Source organism: Litoribacter ruber, assembly GCF_018500185.1.
Classification (GTDB): Bacteria; Bacteroidota; Bacteroidia; order Cytophagales; family Cyclobacteriaceae; genus Litoribacter; species Litoribacter ruber.
Genome location: NZ_JAHBGI010000003.1, coordinates 338,077 through 359,946, shown reverse-complemented (window position 1 = coordinate 359,946; position 21,870 = coordinate 338,077). Strand labels below are relative to the sequence as shown.

General features: G+C 43.1%; 19 protein-coding genes. 10 read left to right on the top strand and 9 right to left on the bottom strand.

The genetic code is table 11. From position 1 onward, the window contains the following. Positions 1-5: 5 nt before the first annotated feature. From KIH41_RS06050 to KIH41_RS06040, 3 genes are all read right to left on the bottom strand, one after another. Entirely contained in the window at positions 6-833 is an 828-nt protein-coding gene (locus KIH41_RS06050; protein ID WP_214161851.1) for a universal stress protein, read from the bottom strand. Between the two features lie 100 nt (positions 834-933). Beyond that, positions 934-2,085, bottom strand: a complete 1,152-nt coding sequence (locus tag KIH41_RS06045) for a DegT/DnrJ/EryC1/StrS family aminotransferase (protein WP_214161850.1) — start codon at positions 2,083-2,085, stop codon at positions 934-936. Beyond that, positions 2,082-2,714 carry a sugar transferase gene (locus KIH41_RS06040; RefSeq protein WP_214161849.1) on the bottom strand — a complete coding sequence of 211 codons (633 nt, stop codon included), beginning with the start codon at positions 2,712-2,714 and terminating at the stop codon, positions 2,082-2,084. Before KIH41_RS06040 ends, KIH41_RS06045 begins: the two co-directional genes overlap by 4 nt. A gap of 155 nt (positions 2,715-2,869) precedes the next feature. Here KIH41_RS06040 and KIH41_RS06035 point away from each other — a divergent pair, with 155 nt between their 5' ends. From KIH41_RS06035 to KIH41_RS06005, 7 genes are all read left to right on the top strand, one after another. Beyond that, positions 2,870-3,373: a UpxY family transcription antiterminator gene (locus KIH41_RS06035; protein ID WP_213943867.1), complete on the top strand. Its 504-nt coding sequence runs from the start codon at positions 2,870-2,872 to the stop codon at positions 3,371-3,373. A gap of 408 nt (positions 3,374-3,781) precedes the next feature. Beyond that, the gene (locus KIH41_RS06030) at positions 3,782-4,930 is read left to right on the top strand and encodes an MFS transporter (RefSeq protein ID WP_214161848.1); all 1,149 of its coding nucleotides are present in this window, start codon (positions 3,782-3,784) and stop codon (positions 4,928-4,930) included. 182 nt (positions 4,931-5,112) lie between these two features. Continuing rightward, the gene (locus tag KIH41_RS06025; RefSeq protein WP_246538986.1) at positions 5,113-5,475 is read left to right on the top strand and encodes a thioredoxin family protein; all 363 of its coding nucleotides are present in this window, start codon (positions 5,113-5,115) and stop codon (positions 5,473-5,475) included. A gap of 98 nt (positions 5,476-5,573) precedes the next feature. Further along, entirely contained in the window at positions 5,574-7,676 is a 2,103-nt protein-coding gene (locus KIH41_RS06020) for a type IA DNA topoisomerase (protein WP_214161847.1), read from the top strand. Between the two features lie 110 nt (positions 7,677-7,786). Then, on the top strand, positions 7,787-8,398 hold the full coding sequence (locus KIH41_RS06015) for a hypothetical protein (RefSeq protein ID WP_213943871.1): 612 nt from the start codon (positions 7,787-7,789) through the stop codon (positions 8,396-8,398). A gap of 44 nt (positions 8,399-8,442) precedes the next feature. Continuing rightward, positions 8,443-9,570 (top strand): hypothetical protein, encoded by a 1,128-nt coding sequence (locus tag KIH41_RS06010; protein WP_214161846.1) that lies wholly within the window; start codon positions 8,443-8,445, stop codon positions 9,568-9,570. A 66-nt stretch (positions 9,571-9,636) separates the two neighbouring features. Continuing rightward, positions 9,637-10,227, top strand: coding sequence for a porin family protein (locus KIH41_RS06005; protein ID WP_214161845.1), 591 nt, complete (start codon positions 9,637-9,639; stop codon positions 10,225-10,227). A 146-nt stretch (positions 10,228-10,373) separates the two neighbouring features. On the opposite strand, the gene KIH41_RS06000 is transcribed toward KIH41_RS06005, so the two are convergent. From KIH41_RS06000 to KIH41_RS05990, 3 genes are all read right to left on the bottom strand, one after another. Beyond that, a complete protein-coding gene (locus KIH41_RS06000; protein WP_214161844.1) occupies positions 10,374-13,670 on the bottom strand; it encodes an amidohydrolase family protein in 3,297 nt (1,098 codons plus the stop codon). Positions 13,671-13,788: 118 nt separating this feature from the next. After that, a complete protein-coding gene (locus KIH41_RS05995; protein WP_213943875.1) occupies positions 13,789-14,232 on the bottom strand; it encodes a hypothetical protein in 444 nt (147 codons plus the stop codon). A gap of 245 nt (positions 14,233-14,477) precedes the next feature. Then, a complete protein-coding gene (locus KIH41_RS05990; RefSeq protein WP_214161843.1) occupies positions 14,478-15,269 on the bottom strand; it encodes a glycerophosphodiester phosphodiesterase in 792 nt (263 codons plus the stop codon). 210 nt (positions 15,270-15,479) lie between these two features. Here KIH41_RS05990 and rmuC point away from each other — a divergent pair, with 210 nt between their 5' ends. The 3 genes from rmuC to KIH41_RS05975 all read left to right on the top strand — a co-directional run bounded on the left by rmuC (position 15,480) and on the right by KIH41_RS05975 (position 19,618). Beyond that, complete coding sequence (gene rmuC / locus KIH41_RS05985) at positions 15,480-16,793, top strand: DNA recombination protein RmuC (protein ID WP_214161842.1); 1,314 nt, start codon at positions 15,480-15,482, stop codon at positions 16,791-16,793. A 73-nt stretch (positions 16,794-16,866) separates the two neighbouring features. Then, a complete protein-coding gene (locus tag KIH41_RS05980) occupies positions 16,867-17,214 on the top strand; it encodes a hypothetical protein (protein ID WP_213943878.1) in 348 nt (115 codons plus the stop codon). Positions 17,215-17,497: 283 nt separating this feature from the next. After that, a complete protein-coding gene (locus tag KIH41_RS05975; RefSeq protein ID WP_214161841.1) occupies positions 17,498-19,618 on the top strand; it encodes a catalase in 2,121 nt (706 codons plus the stop codon). Positions 19,619-19,692: 74 nt separating this feature from the next. On the opposite strand, the gene KIH41_RS05970 is transcribed toward KIH41_RS05975, so the two are convergent. From KIH41_RS05970 to KIH41_RS05960, 3 genes are read right to left on the bottom strand one after another with little or no spacing between them, the layout of a single operon-like run. After that, the gene (locus tag KIH41_RS05970; RefSeq protein WP_214161840.1) at positions 19,693-20,550 is read right to left on the bottom strand and encodes an NAD(P)H-binding protein; all 858 of its coding nucleotides are present in this window, start codon (positions 20,548-20,550) and stop codon (positions 19,693-19,695) included. 29 nt (positions 20,551-20,579) lie between these two features. Beyond that, positions 20,580-21,275 carry a DUF421 domain-containing protein gene (locus KIH41_RS05965; protein WP_214161839.1) on the bottom strand — a complete coding sequence of 232 codons (696 nt, stop codon included), beginning with the start codon at positions 21,273-21,275 and terminating at the stop codon, positions 20,580-20,582. Continuing rightward, a complete protein-coding gene (locus KIH41_RS05960) occupies positions 21,272-21,859 on the bottom strand; it encodes a DUF421 domain-containing protein (protein ID WP_213943882.1) in 588 nt (195 codons plus the stop codon). Before KIH41_RS05960 ends, KIH41_RS05965 begins: the two co-directional genes overlap by 4 nt. Positions 21,860-21,870 lie beyond the last annotated feature (11 nt).

Below are 21,870 nucleotides of genomic sequence, written 5' to 3'. Positions count from 1 at the left end.
CTGTTTTATGAAAGCTTTACACTGAATACAGGGGTATCTGATTTGAATAAAATCGTTTCGGTGACCCCAATGTTGTAAGCAGCGGAAGATTTCCTGTTGTTACTCGCCACCCCGATCCAGCCTACATTGTTAGAGGTGGAGAAATCCATGATCCCTTTTTCCACTTCAGCATGGTTGAAAATATGCCGGTTAATCGGAACTCCGGAATTGCCATTGATGAAGTGCACCATTTGCCTCTCAATCTTATGGTTGGGAATGAAATTTTCCGGTGTATTCACGTATAAGCAGTGCACAGAGGAACCCATGGTCTGTAGAATTGGCTGCATTTTTATGAAGGCAGGCCTGCTCTCGTCGGTAAACAGACTCGCAAAAGTGAATTTTTTGAAATCACTCAGGTTCATCACTTTTTTGACAGCCAGTACTGGACAGTGTGCATGGCGCAGTACCCGCTGGATGGTGCCTCCAATGTAGTTGCCGGGCTCATAGCCTTTACCATATGCGCCGATTACAATCAGGTCAGCGGCTTGCTTTTCGGCAAGCTCTACGATTCTTTCTGCCGGCAGGCCGACCAGTGTCACTGCTTCAATAGGAATATCATGAGCCTTATGATCCATGACAAAGGCTTTTAATTTGTCTTCAGCTTCGGCATATAGGTCCAGTAGATCTGGATGTTTTAACTTTTCACCTTGTGAAAGGCGGTCCCATTCCATGTCGGAATAGACCACGTTGACACAGGTAATACTTGCGTCTCCTTTGGAAGCTATTTTTATGGCAGTTTTAAATGCATTTTCAGCATACTGGGAGAAATCGATGGGAACTACAATCCTTTTCATGACCGTGGGAGTTAGGGGTTGAATAATTATTTTCGTTATTCAAATATCTTAAAATAAGGCCTTTATTAATATGACTTACGTCAGTTTTTGGGGGGATTAATTATGCTCCTAACAAAACTTTTTGAACCGTTTCAAAAACCGCAAAAATTCTTTCAAAATCGCTTTCCCTCATATTACTTCCGCTCGGCAAGCAGATCCCTTTGTTGAATAGGTCTTCTGCCACCATTCCACCCCTAAAGGGGAATCCTTTGTAGGCAGGTTGAAGGTGAAGAGGCTTCCATAATGGCCGAGTTTCAATATTTGCAGCCTCAAATGAATCCATCAACAGGTTTTTGTCGGCTTTTTTGTAAAATTCGGGTTCCAATAGAATTGACGTTAACCATCGATTTGAATTGAAAAGGCTATCAGGCGCTTCCTGCATGTTTACCCTTTCATTGTTCTGAAAATATTTTTTATATTTTTCAAAATTACGTTTGCGAGCAGCAATCCTATCTCCGAGCACTGATAGTTGCCCTCTTCCAATGCCTGCACTGATATTGCTCAACCTGTAGTTGTATCCGACTTCTTGATGGTGGTAATGTGGGAGAAGTTCCCGGGCATGGTTAGAGAGATATCTGGCTCTTTTTTCAAGAAAGGGATTGGCAGTCACCAAGGCCCCACCTCCTCCCGTAGTGATGATTTTGTTGCCATTGAAGGAGTAAATCCCGACTTCTCCGAAAGTCCCGCATGCCTGATTGTTATAAGTAGATCCCAGAGCTTCCGCAGCATCCTCGATAAGAGGAATGTCATAAAGTTTACTTAATCGAAGAAGCTTTTCAATTTTTGCCGGCATTCCATAAAGGTGGACGACGAGCATTGCTTTGGGTTTCTTGTTTCGAAGGATCATTTTTTTTATGGTCTCTTCACAGATGTCCGGATCCATGTTGAAGGTGTCTGCTTCGGAATCTATAAACAACGGAATGCCTTTCAGGTACGTGATTGGGGCCGCTGTGGCCGTAAAGGTCAAAGTGGGGCAAAGTACAAAATCTCCAGGCTCTATATTTAGAATCCTTAAGGCTAAATGGATCGCCGATGTGCCGGAATTTAGCGCCACGGCATAGCCGCATTTTGTCGTAAAGGTAATGTCGCTTTCAAAACCATCCACATTGGCCCCCATGGAGGTGACCCAGTTGCTGGCGAAAGCTTGCGTGATATAGGCTTGTTCTGCTCCGGAGAGATGCGGAGGAGAAAGCGAGATGCGTGGAGGGTTCATAAGCGTTTTGTTATGTCTTGAGTGAGTTGATGCAGCGGGGTACCTGTGAATTTTTCTATAAACAGCGTTTCATTTCCTTCCACGCCCTGTGCTGTCAATACTTTTCCAATTGTTAGGATCATTATTTTGAAGTCAAGCCTATAAGATCTGTGGTCTACATAATAATTGTCCAGATTGAATTTGGATGGCCAATCAAGGGTGTTTCTGCCATTTACCTGGGCCCAGCCTGTGATGCCCGGTTTGACCGAATGTCGGCGCCGCTGCTCGGGGGTGTAAAGCGGAAGGTATTCTATAAGTAGGGGTCTTGGGCCCACTAGACTCATTTTCCCTTGAAGAACCAGGAAAAGTTGGGGAATTTCATCCAGGGAGGTTTTTCGTAACCAATAGCCAAATAGGCCTAATCTCTCCAGATCTGTTTGCCCCTCAAACTGAACATCTTTAAGTGTTTTTAGCTTGATGATATAAAAGGGCTGCTCATTTTCACCAATTCTCAATTGCAGGAAAAAGGGGAAGCCCTTATGAATGATCAGATTGGCTAAAAGGCAGGGAAGAAATATTGGAAAAACCAGTATTAGGGCCACCAATGCCAAAACAAAGTCGGTTAATCTTTTGTAAAAAATATAGTACATGGTTATAATCTAAAAATCTAAAGTAATTTAATAAATTTTATACTGATGTTCACAACAATTAGGGTGTAATATTTTGAATTAAGTGTTTTGTAGGTTGAATGCTTGGGTAGAGGGGATTATTTGGTAATTTTGTTTTTTTAACGCAAACGTCTAAAATGGCTGAAGACAAGAAATGGTACGTGATGTACACAGCTCCTAGAGCTGAAAAAAAGGTAACCCAAAGACTTGAGGAAAACGGGTTGGAGGTATTTTTACCTATGGTCGAGGAGATCCGTCAATGGAGTGACCGAAAAAAGAAGGTTCAACGTGCTCTTTTCAACGGATATATTTTTGTAAAAACCACCAAAGATAGGCTATGGGAGTCTTTGCAAGTACAAGGAGCGGTCAAATTTGTCCATTTTGCAGGCAATCACGCTACCGTAAGGGATCAGGAGATCGAAACCATCAAGCGTCTCCTGGAGACTGGTGTGGCAGTGGAAGTAGATACAGGCGAAATTGAGGCTGGGGAAAAGGTGAAAATTCTCGGCGGTCCAATGCAGGGTTTTGAGGGGGAATGTGTTCAGAAGGGCAACAAGGATTATTTCATCATCAGAATCCCCACAATCCATCAAAATGTGATGGTCAACCTACCGAGAAAATATCTCGAAGTCATTTCCTAGTAGTATTTCATGGATAACATAAAAAATGCCTCTAACACAAGAGGCATTTTTTTTTCTGTGGAATAAGATCAAAAAATAAGTACTGATTAAAGACTGATATAAAGGTAAGATAGTATTCTATGAAATAAAAACATTTAAATAGTTTTTATTCATATTTTTTGAAGAGGAAAGCTGATTAAGGATATCTGTGATTTTTCAATGTTTAAATTTTATTATGGGTGAAAAAATAAGAATAAATCGTTTTTACCTTGAATTATTTTAAAAGTCAACTCACCGTGATGATCTCTAGGAGGACGTTAGTCCTGAATTTTGCTCGATAAACTCTTTTATCATGTGGATGAACTACTTAAATAAGTAAAATTGTTTTGCCAGATTTATGTAATTTAGCGTTCTATCGAACCTAGCCTTATGGATTTTGTCAAAAAGAGAAGAATTGCTCTAAGCAGTCTGTTCTTCCTTTCCGGATTGTGCTTTGCCTCTTGGGCAACACGGATTCCTGAAATACAGCTGAAATTTTCCCTTTCTGAGGCCGAACTTGGTGCCCTTCTGTTGGGAATGCCATTTGGATCCCTTATCGCTCTGCCACTGGCCGGTTTTATGGTTCACAGGTTTGGAAGCAGGATTGTACTCTTGCTTTCTGGTTTATGCTATGGCTTTTTTTTAGTAATGATAGGGCTGTCAGATACGCTGTACACCCTCGCTGGAGTAGTGGTGGTTTTTGGGATGTTGGGCAATATCATGAACATAGCCCTGAATACTCATGCCATTGAAATTGAAGATCTTTATCAGCGAAATATTCTGGGTTCCTTCCACGGTTTATGGAGTTTAGCGGGCTTTACCGGTGCAGGGATAGGGGGACTGACTATTTATTTTGGCCTTCCTGCTTTCCATCATTTTCTGGTTGTAGCGGCCATAGTCATTGCTATTGTGGTGTTTTCTCAAGCCTATATTATCAAGGAAAGGCAGTCCCGGGGTGGCTCGGGGATGGTTTTGAGAAGACCAGATAACCTCCTTTTAAGAGTTGGTCTAATCGGGTTTTTTGGGATGATGTGCGAAGGCTGCATGTTTGACTGGAGTGGCGTTTACTTCAAGAAAGTCGTGCAAATTGACCCCAGCTACGTGGCGGCCGGATATGTGGCCTTCATGGCTGCCATGGCCTCTGGGCGGTTCGCTTCGGACGCCATTATCAACAGAGTAGGGAAGGTGTTGACTTTAAAAGTAAGCGGAATTTTGATTGGACTTGGGTTATCACTGGCTGTAATTTTCCCTTATGTAGCCACTTCCGTGATAGGTTTTATCTTAGTGGGATTTGGTACGGCATCTGTGATTCCCCTTTCCTACAGTATTGCCGGGAGGTCCAAAGTGTTTTCACCTGGCGTAGCTCTGTCCTTGGTGGCCACCATAAGTTTTTTTGGCTTTCTTTTGGGGCCACCTCTTATTGGTTTTATTGGAGAATTGCTCAACCTCCGGGCCTCCTTTGCCCTTATAGCGTTTATGGGGTTATGCATTACGTTGTTGATGAGTATAAGAAGGGAAGTGTTTGAAGGGGTGGGATAATAAAGCCACCGGTCAAAGACCGGCGGCCTACTCAGCTCAGTTTAGGGTGATTAAACTTTCCGCTTTGAGTATTTTATTTGGTTTATCAGACAATTTCAATGTTTTCAAATCTCATGCCTGAAATTAAAAAAAAGAAATTTATCTACGTAAATTCACGTACATGGTAGCTTATTATTAAGTAAATGCCTGAAACCGAAAATAATAATGTGAGTATGGATTTAAAGAGTTTTGAATCTTTGGTAAAAAAACAAGATGCGCTTCTGTTTTATTTCACAGGAGAGGCCTGCACGGTTTGCGCCAGTCTGAAACCCAAGTTGAGCGAATTAATGATTTCCAAATTCCCCAAAGTCGAGGTGCACTATTTGGAAATATCCAAAAGCTCTATGCTGTGCGCCCAGCTAAGGATGTTGAGTGTGCCTGGAATTTTATTCATCATGGATGGAAAGGAAGTTTTCCGTTCAAACGGCCTGATTTCGATGAAAGTGCTGGAGGCAAAAATTGAAAGGCCATATTCTTTGTTTTTCGAAAACGGGAAAAATAAATAGCTAGGATATAGTAAGCCACAAAGACCTTTTTCCTGCTTGGAAATTCAGCCTAAATCACCGTATTTGCTGATTGATTGAAATTGACTCCCCGCCCAAAAATGAAAGTTTGTATAGCTGAAAAACCGAGTGTTGCCAAAGATATTGCTCTAGTGATAGGCGCCAAAACGAAAAAAGACGGCTATTATGAAGGCAATGGCTACCAGGTCACCTGGACATTTGGACATTTTTGCACGCTCAAAGAACCCCACGATTACACCACTCAGTGGAAATATTGGAGACTTGAGGATCTCCCTATGATTCCGCCCCAGTTTGGGATCAAACTGATCGAAAATGATGGGGTTAAAAGACAGTTTGGTGTGATCGAAAAACTGGTTTCTTCCTGCCAAGAAGTCATCAATTGCGGGGATGCCGGGCAGGAGGGGGAATTGATCCAGCGCTGGGTGCTGCTGAAGGCAAAATGCAAGGTGCCTGTGAAAAGACTCTGGATATCTTCTCTCACCGAAAATGCCATTCGGGAAGGTTTTGAGAAACTGAAGGAAGGTGAAAAATACAATTTACTTTACGCTGCCGGAAGTGCGCGTGCGATTGGAGACTGGCTGTTGGGTATGAATGCGACCCGTCTTTTTACCAAGAAATTTGCCCAGCAGAAAGCAGTTTTGTCTATCGGCAGGGTACAGACACCCACCTTGGCCATGCTAGTGCAAAGGCAGAAGGAAATTGACGCTTTTAATACAGAGGTCTATTGGGAGCTGAAAACCCTTTATCGGGAAACGGAATTTACCGCGACTATAGAGAGAATTAAGACGGAGGAGAAGGCCAACAAGGGGCTTGAATACCTCAAGCAGCATGATTTTGAAATTACCTCCTTTGAAAGAAAGGAAGGCAAAGAAGGCAATCCCAGACTTTTTGACCTTACCGCCCTTCAGGTCGAGGCGAATAAGAAATACGGCTACTCGGCTGAGGATACCTTGAAGTATGTACAGAGCCTGTATGAGAAAAAATATGTGACTTACCCCAGGGTGGATACCACCTATCTTTCGGAGGATTTGCATCCCAAGATCCCGGGGATTTTGACCAGCATGAAGTTTTATGAAAAGCTCATATCCCCAATTTTGGCTCAGCCTATTCCGATGAGCAAAACTGTATTTGATGACAACAAGGTGACCGATCACCACGCCATCATCCCTACCGATGTTTTGCCCACTGGAATATATGCAGCTGAGGAAAAGAGGGTATATGATTTGATTGCCAAAAGGTTTATTGCGGTTTTTTATCCTGAATGTAAAGTGGCCAACACTACCGTTTTGGGGATGGTTGGGCAGGTGGAATTCAAGGCTACCGGCAAGCAGATTTTAGAGCCTGGGTGGAAGTTGGTATATGCCAATGATGCCAAAAAGGAAAAAGATAAGGACGAGGAAAAATTAATGCCTGCCTTTGAAACAGGCGAAAAAGGGCCGCATGAGCCAAAAGTGCATCAAGGAAAAACTACTCCCCCGAAAGCATACACCGAAGCAACACTCTTGCGAGCCATGGAGACTGCCGGCAAGCAGGTTGAAAATGAAGAAATGCGGGAATTGCTTAAAGAAAATGGAATTGGCCGGCCATCCACACGGGCAAATATCATCGAAACGCTTTTCAAAAGAAAATACATTGAAAAACGCAAAAAGAACATTTACCCAACCCAGACGGGGATTGACCTCATCGATTGCATAGAAAATGATCTGCTTAAAAGCCCAGAATTGACGGGTGTATGGGAGAGGAAATTGAGGCAAATTGAAAGAGGCGAATATGACGCGGCGGTTTTCAAGGAAGAGCTGGTCCAAATGGTGGTGGATTTGACTTTTGAAGTGAAAAATTCCCAATTCAGAAGGATTGAGGTGGCGGAAAAAGCACCGGAACCTGTCAAGCCCAAAGCCAAAAAGCAGGTAAAGGAGAAAACGGACCCGGAGTCTTTAGACTGCCCGAAATGCAAGGAACACAAGTTGCTCAAAGGGAAAACAGCCTATGGATGTGGAAATTTTAAAGTGTGTGGCTTCAAGCTTCCTTTTGAAATATTTGGTAAAAAGCTTACCAAAGGCCAAGTGCAGGATTTGCTTGAAAAAGGCAAGACCAGAAAAATCAAGGGTTTGGTTTTGGAAACAGGGGAGGAAAAAGATGGAAAGTTGATGTTTAGTGAAGATTTTATGGTAGTGTTGGGGTGATTATGCTTAGAAGTTTAGTCAGCCAATGTTAAAAATATATTAATTTCCCATATCGGCAGGACAAAAGTTTATATTATACGTATAGAGAGTAAGTTGCCCATTTTGTTCGTATGAAAAAAGCTTTTACTCTCCTTATTGTTTTTGGGCTCACCACTGGATTTGTTTTAGTTAACAACGTTTATTCTGGTAAAAAGGAATTGGTTTTTTCTGGCTTGTATGAGCAGGTTAATGTTTTCATCGGCAACAGCAAAGACTATTTCAATTATGTGAGCTATCCCCAATCTTCACCGACGGTTTCTTATAATGAATTTTTTATTGAGATTGTGCATCAGGGAAAAATGCTGACCCGACCGGATTTTTTTAGATTGTTGGGTTTTCAACGTGACGAAAAGGATAATCCGGATAATTTCGCCCAAAATATCCAGGATATTCAGATTTTAAGTGATAATGATTTTCAGGATCTTCCTGCTGGAGAGGACTTGAAAAGGTTCTTTTCCATTGAGAAAAAAGTAGGTCCCAAATATCCTGCTGAATGCATTGTGTTGGATGTGGAGGAGTTGGCTGAGTTGAAGCTGAGGGATTTTTCTACTTTTCTCTTCACGCTTAAAAATGCCCCTAAAGCCACCTCTACACATCGTTTTAAAATTATTTATCAGTTGACGGATGGGAAAGTGTTGGAAACCATCAGCAGGCCGATTACAGTGATGGGGCAGGTAATGTAAGTCATTCCTTCGAACCAAAATCCAGCTCAATAGGTTTTCTCTATGTGAAAAAGCCTGTCCGCAAATATCCAAAAATACCTCTTCGGGTAATTCCATTTATTTTAAGTTGCCTCTTTTTACTTTGCATTTCCAAGCTTTTTGCTCAAGATCAAACTTTCATTGCAGTAGACATCCCTCAGGTGGATTGGCAGCCAAAAGGCTACGTTTTGGAAGGGTTTACCGATGAGCGTACAAATCAAGAATTGGGGCAGATTTTCATTTCGCCCTCATATGTCCAGCTAGGCAGGTTGGAAAGAAGCGTAAGTGATATTTTGGGCCAATTGGCGCCCTCGCCCCAGATAGCTGATCACAATAATATGGTGTTTGGGCGAGTAATGGATCTTAGGGTAGAAGAGAAGGTGATTTCTTCCAATGTGGTCGAAGGGAAGATTCACCTGAGCTATGCTTTTGAACAGTTGAAAAATGACAGGTTTAGCCACCTTCTCGATTTCCAGGGCGGGGTGACTTATAAGCGCTCTATTCATAGAACGGATTTGATTGGGTCGGCCTTAGGCAAAGCCCTCGTGGCCGGCTTGAGTCATTTTAACGATTGGATGGAGGCAGAAATCCAAAGTAATCCCAGCTTTTCCACTCAACTGCACCTTTCCATCGAGGATTATGAAGCGAATGAAGTGGGGGATACGGTATTTTACCATCCGGACAGGCCGCTGACTTGGGAGGATTTTAAAGACCGCCCAAGATCGGGAAGCCGGTTTGCTGCCTCAATTTTCCCCTCATTTAGTATTGACGGGGATACGGAGCTGATAGATGGAGAGTTGGTTTTAAATATGAAGTTAAAGGTCTACATGCTGAAAAATGCTTCTTGGGTATCGGCAGATTCTAAAAATGCCTATGGGCTAAACCACGAGCAACGACACTTTGATCTGGTCAAAATCGTGGGGGAGCGCTTTAGGAACCGGTTGCTGATCATGGGCTTGGATCCAGAGGATTATGAAAGCGAAATCAACTTTGAATATTTGGAAGCTTTTAGGGAAATGAACCGACTGCAAGCCGCATATGATGAGGCTACTTCCCATGGGAGGAATAAACAGGCACAAGCTCAATGGGACAAGCTCATCGATGAAATTTTGGCAAGCCAAGCCTGGTATAAGGTGGACGAATTCCTAAGGTAACCTACTTATGGCATTACTTTAGTTTATTTTTAGCTGGTCTTATTTTTAACTCTAAATTAGTTTGTCATGAAAAAAGTAATATTTACTCTCATTGCTTTTATGTTTTGTCTGGGCCTTTCATTTGCCCAAGTAGATCCCCGCCAATCCCCGCCTCCCACGTCTGCTGCGGTAGGGAGTTCCCCTGTTCAAGCAGGCAATTGGATTGTGGGTGGAAGTATTGGTTCATTGGGGTACAACTTTACCACTGAGTCCTTTGGTTTGGTGTTGAACCCACGGGCAGGTTATTTCCTAATGGATGATTTAGCGGTTGGTTTGGGCGTTACAGTGGGTTTAACGACGGTTCCGAATTTTGAAAACATTTGGAGCTATGGAGTAACGCCATTTGTTAGGTATTATTTCCCGGAAGGAGCTACTGCTACCAGTCGGTTTTTTGGCGAGGCTGAAGCTGGTCTTGCAGGAAGCACGGAGGCCAGTGATGCGTCCTTTTTGGCAGGATTACGCTTGGGGTATGCCCACTTTATAAGCAACAACGTGGCTATAGAAGGGACTTTCGGATACACCTATTCAAGAGCAAATATCAATACCGGAGCAGCTGTGACTGGTTTGGCTGTGGGGCTGGGATTCCAAATTTATCTGCCGGGAAGAGCTAATAGGTGATAAAAATTGCTGATAATCAATAAGATTCAGGATATTTTATGGGTAAATAAAGTAACATAATGTAACAGGCTATAGACAGGCCACGGATAAAAAGTAGAAATAAAAATGCCCTGGATTTTCCAGGGCATTTTTATATAAGAATTATATTAATTATGGGAATGGCCCAAACTACAGCCGCATCCATCTCTCATAAAGCTTTTGGATTCATCATGCCATTCAAAGGCCTCATTGAATAGGTTGTTTTCCCAGTAGAACTGGCCTCTTTCCTTAGGGTGATTTCCAATTTCATTCATGGTTTCAGTGTCGTATAACCTGCCGTTAATCATCGTGAATCTTATAGACTCAGAATTTCTGATATCTTCTAACGGGTTCTTTTCCATGATAATCAAATCAGCAAGCTTGCCTACTTTTAATGACCCTAAGTCATCACCAGCACCAATGTATTCAGCCCCATTGATAGTGGCTGCCTTTAGTGCGTCATGATTGCTCATTCCACCTTGCTGTATGGACCATAGCTCCCAGTGGGCGCCCAGGCCTTGAAGTTGGCCGTGGCCACCAAGGTTGATCTTGACACCGTTTTTGGAAAGTTCATTTACAGCTTTGGAAGTCATGATATGGCCTGCTTCATATTCCTCATCGGGAGCCATAATTCGGAAGCGTGACCTTGAGTCAATAACCGCCCTAGGGGTAAAGGTCAAGAGCTTTTCATTTTCCCATACATTGGTATGCTGATACCAATAGTATTCCGAATTCAACCCACCATAGTTTACGATAAGCGTAGGCGTGTATCCTACTTCTGAATTGCTCCAAAGCTCGATTACATCTTTATAAACAGGGGTAATGGGGATGTTGTGTTCGATTCCCGTGTGGCCGTCCATGATCATGCTCATGTTGTGGAAGAAAGTAGAACCACCTTCAGGCACCACATTTATCCCCTCTTCTCTGGCTGCCTGCATGATTTGCTGGCGTTGCTCTCTTCGTGGCTGGTTGTAACTTTTCACCGATTGGGCACCAAAAGCTTTGGTTCTTCTAATAGATGAGCGGGCATCGTCAATGTTGTTGATCACGGCCTTGAAGTCACCATCTGCACCATACAGGATAAAGCCAGTACTGTAAATTCTTGGACCGACCACTTCACCGGCTCTGACCATTTCGGCTAAGGTAAACACCGTTTCCGTATTGGCAGATGGGTCATGGGCGGTGGTGACCCCAAATGCGAGGTTAGCATAAAACTGCCAGTTTTGCTTTACATTCAGGCCTTCACGGAATGCACCGATATGCGCATGCGCATCTACTATTCCCGGCATGATGGTTTTGCCCTCCATGTCGTACACTTTGGCGTTGCCAGGCACATTAATCTCATCAGCTTTTCCGATAGCGCTAATTTTGTTTTGATCGATTACGATTGTCCCGCTTTCTATCACTTCATTCCCTTCCATGGTGATTAGACGGGCGTTGGTGAAGGCTATAATCCCATCGGGTTTGTCCACCTTGGCGGTCAGAGTTATTTTCAACCCATCTTCAGCTGGCTTCACAGGCTCCTCCGGAGAATCTGGCAGGAAAGTAAACTTGTCGGCCAATTTATTGGAATAATAGGTATGACCCATCATCCAGTAGACCACATCGCTGTCTTTAGACCAATGCAGGTTTACCCCGGCATCCCTGGAAAGTTGGGAAACTGGTATAGAGGTGGACTTATCGTCCAAGTCCAAGGTACGGCCAGTCATCACTAGAGGAGCTACATAAGCTTTGTGAAGGTGCGTGAAGGCTACCCATTTGTTATCTGGGCTAGGTACCAAGCGATTAGCATATTTAGACTTAATGTGGGACCTTTCGTCATGTCCATTTAAATCGACACTTTTCAGCTCTTTGGTCAAGCTTCCAAAGAAAGTACCTCCCGTTTGGATAAAGATGCGGTCTCCTTCCCTGTTGAAAGTGGGATGATCCCCATCCTTTGTAATTAACTTAATGTTTTCACCTTCAGAAGACATGGTATAAATGCCCGGATTTTTGGAGAAAGTCCTTCCTTGGTCCATATTTCCAGACTCTCTTCGGAACACGATCGTTTTCCCGTCAGGAGAGAAAGAGGGTCGTCTGTAAATTCCTTTTTCCTTGGTGAGTTTGGTGGTTTTGCCACCTGAGGTGGCCACCTTGTGAATGGCGCCCATTTCCTCATCATCCCAAGTCACGAATACTATCGTTTTGCCATCGGCAGAAAAAGCCGGCTCTGACTCAAAATGCTCCCCTGAAGTAAGTCTTTTTGGGGTCCCGTTTGGAAGGCTTTTGGTGTAAATATATCCAACAGCATTAAATGCAAGGGTTTTCCCATCAGGCGAAGTAACTGCATTTCGGATTACTTTCGACTCGAAGGTGTCTTCAGGAATTGGGTTTTTCTGATGAACCCTATCGGCAATTTGGATTTCGGCATCAACCGTAAATGGGATTTCCGAAACTTCAGCAGACTTGACAGTTACTTTGTTGATTTTACCATTTGCCCAAAATACAATCTGCTCATTATTAGGCATCCAGCTGAAACCTGGATAAACCCCAAAAATAGCCCAGGCAGTTTGCTGATCTTGATTCAAACCATCAAAAATAGGCCATTCTTCTCCTGTTTCGAGGTCATGGATATATAGAACTGATTTGGTCCTTACTCTTTTGACAAAGGCCAGTTTCTTCCCGTCAGGAGATACCTGAGGTCTTGCTGCTCCTCCCGGTCCACCGGTGATTGTGGTGATTTCTCCATTGGCAAAATCATACCGTTTGATGACATAGATTTGCTTATTGGGATCCCTGTTGTATTCAAATGCCCCTCCAGGAGCCATATCTTCACTATAATACATGTATTTGCCATCAGGGGATACAGTTGGTTCATTGGTGTCTTGCTGGTCATTGCGGCGCTCGGTAAGCTGGATGCCGTTGCCCCCTGTGATGTGGAATTTCCACATTTCTCCGGCTCCTAGTGATCTGCCAGAAGTGAAATGTTTTCGGGCAATGAGAAAATTGCCATCAGGCATCCAGGCAGCGTTGTTGAGAAGTCGGAAGGTTTCCTTGGTTACCTGGCGGGCTTCTGAACCATCAGGCTTCATCACCCATAGGTTGTCCCCGCCACCCGCATCGCTGGTGAAGGAGATCCAGTTGCCATCAGGGCTGAATCTCGGCTGTACCTCAAATGGAAGTCCTGTTCGCACGGGAGTGGCCTTTCCCCCGTCAATAGGCATAGTGTAAATGTCGCCTAAAAGGTCAAAAACAATTGTTTTGCCATCAGGACTGACATCAAGGTTCATCCAAGTACCCTCATCGGTAGTAAAAGTATGTGTTTTGAAATTCCAGTCTCCTTTGGGGTTGGAGACATCCCATTTGCCATCATTCTCTTCTTGGGCAAATACCGCCAAAGAAAACAGACAGGCAAGTAAGGTAAAGCTAAATTTGAGGTTTATCATAAGTCTATATTGGTTTTAAAAAGGAAACCAAATATAAGACTCGAAGAGGAAATCTCCTACGTGGATTATAGGAGTGGGATATATGGTGGCAATAATAGCGGGATGTAAGGAAAAAATATTAACTGGATGTGCCTTCCAAGTGGCTTAGTTCCTCGATTTTTTGTCCCAGTATCCAGGCTGTTTGTTTCTTAGGGCTCTCGAAATCCTCTTGATTGTCGTCGATCTGGATCTGTTCGAGTGCTGCTTTGTAATATTGGACCGCCTGATTATAATCACCTTTTTGTATCAACACCTTTGCTTTGTATTCGGCTTCCTGATACACTTCATATGGATGCTTTTGATGCCGATTTCCAAACTTAAACTTGTAAAATAAGATGCCTGCTACCACAAAAATTACGGTAAATATATACATAAGTTCGGATGAGGAATCAAAACTGTAAAGGTTATAAATGGAAGTGGTCTCGGGTTTTAATTTATTAACACTTAACTCGCCTTGTGCTGATAATATTTGGGAAAAGGTATCGGAGCGATACAAAAACTCAATGAAAGGATCTATACTCATATCATTAGTGGCGTTTAGTAGAATAGTACAATTAAAAGGTAGCCTTGGTGGCTGGTTTCTTATTGAACGTCTGCAAGTAATGAAAAAGATATTTAATTATCTAAATTTGAGCCCGATTAATTGTTAAAACCATAAAATTTGTGTGTAAAGTGAAAGTTTTTCGAGTTTTGTCAGGCCTTAGACCTAGTAACTGTTGAATTACTTTCTTTTATACCGCCATCTGGTTTGAGTTTGTCAAGATAATTTCAATCCCTTTTTTGTACAATTTCAAGTAGCATCTCTGGCTCATCTGTGGTGATGAAATCCGTATTGTGATCGAGTAGCCAATTCATGTCCTCAGGATTGTTGACAGTCCAGGCATTTACAGTCAAGCTTAATTGATGAGCTTGGGTGATCCATCCGGGATTTTTTTTCACCACTGATATGTGGTAGTCAAATCCGTAGTAGCCTTTGTCGGCCAATTCTTGTGGGGATTTTTCACCATTTAAATAAGCCACCCGTGCCATTGGGTCAAGCTCAATTATCTTTCTGCAAATTGCTTTCTCAAAGGAAATGTAATCCACCCAGTCCTGCGCATCAAGCCTTTTGACCAACTCCACACTCTTTTCAGCCAACAATACACTTCTTTCCACGCCCAGTTCTGATGGCTTGGCCTCAAAAATCAGTTTGGTCTTTTTCTGCTTGATCCCTTCCTTTAAATACTCTTCAGCGGTCGGGATTCTTTCACCGTTAGGCAATTCTTTTTCGTAAAGTTGCTCCAAGGTGGATGTTTCTATGGACATGCCCATGAAGTCCGGGTCATGGTTGACTACCAAAATGCTGTCTGCTGTCATCCATACATCAAATTCGGATCCCTCACAGCCAAGTTTGATCGCCTCCCTGAGTGAGGCTAGGCTGTTTTGAGGATGACCGGCATTTTTCCAAGCTCCTCTATGGGCTATTACTTTGTTTTTGTGAAATTCGGAGCCGGCATCTTGTTGGCAGGCTGAAAAAGAAAAGCCAATCAGGAGAAGAAAAAGAATGGAATAGGTATGCATGATTTTTTTGTTGAAAAATAGCGAGAATCCCTTATGCCTACAAATATTTTGCGTCAAATAATGTCTAAGAAATCATTAAGCCACCATGATTTTTTTACTTTAGGATAAATTTAGGTAAAATCAAATATGGAGATTATTGGATGGGTTGCAGCTTTAGGTCTTTTGGGGCTTAGTATAATGGTATTAGTAAGGTTGAAATCACAATTAGCGATGTCAACAGAACAAATTAGATCAGCTGAGGAAAAGCTCAGGGAACAAGTGGAAAGAAATGCCTCATTGGAGATGCGATTATCGGAAAATGTCAATTTGGAAAGTCAGTATAGACTTTCCCTCGGGAGGCTGGAGGATGCCTTGGCACGTGAAAAAGAATTGATAAAGCAATTTGATAGCCTGCAGCAAGAAGCTTCTGACACTAAAGAAAAACTCATTACTTCAAGGGAAAGGGCGATCAATCTGGAGGATAAGCTTGCGGCTCAAACCGCTGATCTGGAAAAACTAGGCCAGAAATTCACCCAACAATTTGAACTGCTGGCGGGGAAAATTCTCGAAGAAAAATCCCAGCGCTTCAGCCAGCAAAACAAGGAAAATATAGAATTGATCCTGAAGCCTTTGAACAACGAGTTGGGTGAATTTAAGAAAAAGGTGGAGGAGACCTATGATAAGGAATCCAAGGAGAGGTTTAGCCTTGAAAAGCAGGTCAAGGATCTGTTGGCACTGAATTATCAGATTAGCGAGGAGGCCAAAAACCTTACGGCAGCGCTAAAAGGGAACACCAAGACACAGGGAAACTGGGGAGAGGCGATTCTGGAGACGATTTTGCAAAACTCAGGGCTGGAAAAAAACCGGCATTACGTGGTTCAGGAGTTTTTGCGGGATGAATGCGGAGAATACCTCTATGGGCCAAATGGGAAAAGAATGCAGCCAGATGTCACCATCACTTACCCGGATGACCGAAAAATTATTATAGACTCCAAAGTATCCCTTGTGGCATATGAGCAGTATTTCAATGCCGAACTTGCAGATGACCGCAAACTGGCCCTTCAAGCTCATCTAAAATCAATCAAGACTCATATAGACCAGCTTTCGGCCAAACAATACGATGGTTATGCCAAGGTTTTGGATTTCGTAATCATGTTCGTACCCTTGGAGGCTGCCTATATTGCGGCAGTGCAGGCCGATTCGCAGCTTTGGGAATATGCCTATAAGAAGCGCATTTTGTTAATCAGCAGTAGTAATTTAATCGCGGCTTTAAAAATGATCAAAGACCTTTGGGTCAGAACGGATCAGAGCCAAAATGCCTTGGAGATTGCAGAAAGGGGGGGGAAGCTGTATGAAAAGTTTGTTAATTTTATAGGGAGCTTGGAGGAAATCGGAGGGCATTTGGAAAAATCGCAGGCGTCATATGAAACCGCCATGAAGCAGCTGAAAACCGGAAGGGGCAACTTAATCGGGCAGGTGGAAAAACTGAAGCAACTAGGGGCAAAAGCCAATTCCTCCATCCCTGAAAAGTTGCTAAAAGAGTGAGAAAAGAGCAGGTGGCGCAATTTTTGAACCGTTTAAAATAGATTTGATTTTTCATTTTAACCACGAAGAAATTATGAGCGATTCCACGTATATGACCCCACTCTCCCAAGTAATGAAAAGGCTTGAGGAAAAAGGATATGGTGCAGAATTTAGAACCAAAAAAGACAAAGGAGCCGTACTGGATGATGGCGATAAAAGCTATTCAGCTGAGGACTTGAAAATTGTAAAGGTCTATCGCTTTGAGGGAGAGTCAGATCCTGCGGACATGGCGATTCTTTATGCCATTCAGGCCAATGATGGAAAGCATGGTTACCTATTAGATGCCTATGGGACATATTCTGATGAAGAGCAGCAATATCATATAGAATTTATCAAAAAAGTACCAGCCGATAAGGATGAAAGGCTGGATGATATAGATTAGGATTTTAAACGATAAAATAAGGGGGGTAGGAGAATTTCTACCCCCTTATTTTTGTCCAAAATAGTAAAGACTATTACCGAAAGTAGTCATTTTGTATCCAATGCGAGTCACAGCCTTTTACTCCGGATTGGATTGAGGGGCTGTTCCCTAGGATGAGAAGAGGCCATTATGGTTAATTAACTGAGCATTTTGATTAAACTATCCGTGGTCTGCTTTTTTAGGTTTAAATGGAATGGCCTTTGAAACCTGAATGTCTTTTAACCACTAAAAAATTTTCAGTTTTATGGACAATAAGCCAAAAAACCAACCTGGCCAAGAGCATGATTACATGACCACCAACCAGGGTGTGAAAATCAACCACACCGACGATAGCTTGAAAATAGGAGAGCGCGGGCCAACCATCATGGATGACCATCATTTTAGAGAAAAAATGATGCATTTTGACCACGAGAGGATTCCTGAGCGGGTTGTCCATGCCCGGGGTTCGGCTGCCCATGGCTATTTTCAGGTATATGAAAGCATGGCTCCCTATTCAAAGGCCAAATTTCTGCAGGATCCTTCAAAAAAGACGCCCGTTTTTGTGCGGTTTTCTACTGTGGTAGGCTTTAAAGGCTCTGCCGACACAGTTCGGGATGTGAGGGGTTTTGCCACCAAGTTTTACACCGAGGAGGGAAATTACGACCTTGTGGGTAACAACATGCCGGTATTTTTTATTCAGGATGCCATCAAGTTTCCTGATTTGGTACATTCCATAAAACCAGAACCAGATAAAGAAATTCCTCAGGCAGCTGCAGCCCATGATTCATTCTGGGATTTTATCTCTCTGATGCCCGAATCCATGCACATGATTATGTGGGTCCTTTCTGATAGGGGGGTGCCTCGAAGCTACTCCAAGATGGAGGGCTTTGGGGTACATACCTTCAGATTTATCAATAATGAAGGCAAGAGCCATTTCATCAAACTGCATTGGAAACCTTTGACTGATATGGCCTCCCTAGTGTGGGATGAAGCGCAAAAGGCTGCTGGGAAAGATCCGGATTTTAATCGAAGAGACCTTTGGGAATCGATCGAAATGGGTAATTACCCAGAATTCGAGCTCTGTGTACAAATGATTCCAGAAGAAGATGAGCATAAGTTTGCGTTTGATATACTGGATGCGACTAAGTTGTGGCCGGAGGAACTGGTGCCGCTCAAAAAAGTAGGAAAAATGGTATTAGATAGAAATCCTGAGGATTTCTTTACCGAAACTGAGCAGGTGGCCTTCCATCCTGGGCATCTGGTTTCAGGGATTGACCTGACAAATGATCCCCTGCTGCAGGGAAGGCTGTTTTCCTATTTGGATACCCAATTGACACGATTGGGAGGACCAAATTTTGCGGAGCTCCCAATTAACAGGCCCCATGCAAAAGTGGAAAATAACCAGCAGGACGGCTTTATGCGCCACCACAACAACCACCGCAACGCGGTAAATTATTACCCCAATACGAGAGCTGATGGCAAGCCCAAAATGGCTCCTGAGGATGAGCAAGGGTATGTGCATTATCCCCAGGAAGTATCTGGCAAGAAAATCCGCGGCAGAAGTGAAGGGTTTAAGGACCATTATTCTCAGGCGACACTTTTCTATAGAAGCATGACGGATATTGAGAAAAAGCATATAGTGGAAGCCGCTTGGTTTGAATTGGGCAAAGTGAAAGAAATGGCAATACGTGAGAGAGTTGTAAAACAATTCTATCACATTGATGCAGATATGGCCAAGCAGGTGGCTGAGGGAATTGGCGTTAAGCCATTGGAGCAGTCTGAAGTGGATAAGATTCAGCAGGAGGTGAAAGCCTTCCAAGAGAATTTATGGAGTGGTAAAGAAAATGTAACAGACTCCCCATCTTTGAGCATGGAAAAGGTGAAAAAAGCTGATTCCATCAAAGGTGTCAAAGTAGGAATCTTAGCTGAAAAAGGTGCGAATGTTTCTACAGTCAACAAATTAAAAGATTGGCTAAAAGAGCATAATGCCGATGCCGAGGTAGTTGCTTCGCAGTTTGGGGTTTTTGGCGATGAGCTGAAAGTGGATAAATCGTATATTACCACCGCCTCCGTTTTGTACGACAGCATATTTATAGTGGATGGTAAGGAGAGTATTGAGGCGATGGCCGAAAATGGAGATTCTATCCACTTTGTGAATGAATGCTACAAACATTGCAAGCCAATCGGCCTGATTGGAAACGCTTCAGAGTTTTTGGAAAACACCTCCATCCGTAAGCTTGTACAGGCCAATGGGGAAGGCAATTGGTCAGATAAAGGGGTAGTTAGCGGAAAAGAAGCGTCAGACGATTTCTTTAGCGACTATTTCAAAGCCCTTGCCATGCAAAGACATTGGGGCAGGTCCAGTAAGAATAAGGTACCTGCTTAAAAAGAAAATAACCCCCTTGTTGATCAAGGGGGTTATTTTTGTATCACCGGTTTATAGGAAAATTCAAACTATGATTAGATTTGGTTGAGATCCAGTTGGTCTAAATATTCTTCAAAAGTCATCTTACCATGTTTTTCCCCAATCATGTCCTTCGAACAGACAAACCGGAAATAATCCATGTTGTGAAATAAGTCAGGCTTCAAAACGGATAAAGGAAGAATGGAACCTTTCACGGCCGTATTGGGTACTTTTAGGATTTCCCCACCAGTTTTTCTTTGAATCATTTCGGCCATTTCCAAACGTGTATGGATTAGGGGACCGCCTATTTCCATAATCTCCGGTCCGGCATTGAGGTTGTCATAAATCAGTTGAGCCAAATCGCCTTGGTATATCGAGTTGGTCTTGGGCGAACCATCGCCAATGACTGGGATCATCCCATGTTTGCCGAGTTTGATCAGGTCATTTAGACCTCCAAAAAATCCTGCAGGCCTGATGATGGTGTGATTTTTGAAATTCTCAGCGAGCGCCTTTTCAGCCTTATAGTGGACTTGGGCCAATTCCAAAGAGTTTTCTTCCGAGGCTCCCATAATTGAAACGAATATGCCCCTCTTGACCCCGGCTTGGCTTGCCTGTTCAAAAAGGTTTTTGTTGCCATGGAAATCAATGCTGTCATATGTTCCCTCAGTACTTCTGAAGATACTTACACTTTTCCCAATAGATGAAAGGAGGATATTGACATTTTCAAATACCCCCAATTCGTGAATGGGCTTTTGGACATCTTGAATGACAATATCCTCTGTGAGACGTCTGACTTGTTCTATGTTTTCGTCGTCATGGATTAAGGCTCTCACTAAATGTCCGTTTTGGGTAAGAATTTTAAGGATTTCCAATCCAAGTGTCCCTGAGGCTCCGGCTAAAAGTATTTTGTCCATGGTTAGGTTGGGTTAGGGTTTCTAGTTTTTTAAGATGATTTGGCTATTACAGCCTTTTCGGTTGCGGTATTGCCGCAATTATTGCACACAAAATCATGCCGTGTGCTTGCCTTGGATGCACATCTGGAGCAAATGATGATTTGCACCTCTTCAGTTACTTCCCTAATGAACTCCTGGTCGATAGCCGGTAAAAGCAGAAGGCCTGGTTTTGGGTCTTTATCCTCCACCAAAGAAAAGGATCCGTTACTTTCGAAATAAAGTCTTTTGACCTGACCAGTATGGATGAGTTTTTCGGATCTAAGTTGGGCTTTTAGCCTTTCTTTGGATATGAGGGTTTTCTCCATGGTTTTGATATCCAGCACCCCATCCTCTATTATCGTGGCCACATCTCCTTGGACTATTCTTTCGAACCTTTCATTTTTTGAATTGGTCCAAGAAATCAGGCGCTGTGAAAACACCACAATTACCGCAATGATTAGGGCGTCCAAAAGACCTTGCTCGGGGGCTAGCACTGGTACCCCAATGGCAGCTGCAAGGGCTACCATGGATGCCATTTCGAGCCGGCTTAATTGTGAGGTCATTCTTTTACCCATTAGCCTCATGGAAACCATCAGAAGTGCGTATACAAACACGGTTCTCAGCACAACTTCCAGCAGAAATGCCTCAGGCACTTTTCCAAAAATGAACCTGTGATAATCAGAAAGTCCGATTTCCAATAATGTCATAGATTGTTGAATTTTGCTTCCCGCTGGATTTTCTCATCCTTCATTGGAAGTATATGGTTCTTCTTTTCCTCGTTTTCTGATTTATATATTGAAATAGTGCCGCTGGCTTCCAAGTAAAGTCGCTTTACCTCCGATAGATGGGTGATCTGTTCGTTTCTTAATAAGGCAAAAAGCTGGTTTTTGCTGATTCTCGACTTCAGCATCGCATCTTCCAAGATTTTGCCATCCTTTACCAAAATGGAAAGCTTACCTTGGGAAAGTTCTTCAAACCAGGTGTATTTGACGCCCATTAGATTAAAGCCCCGCTGGAAAAAGTATGCGATTATGAGTGCGGTAAAGCCCATAAGCAGTCCTCTGTCATATATTTGCATAGGGACGGCTACCAAGGCACCGAGAGTTACCATCACGGCCATTTCGGATAGGCTCAATTGGCCACCCATTCTTTTCCCCATTATTCGCAGGGTGAATAGGAGGGTGGCAAATACTATGATGGAACGGATAAGTACCTCTACCAGAAACATAGTAGGCACATCACCAACCCAGATCCGGTGCCAGTCCCACATTTCAACTTCTACATGCTCCATAATTCAAAAAG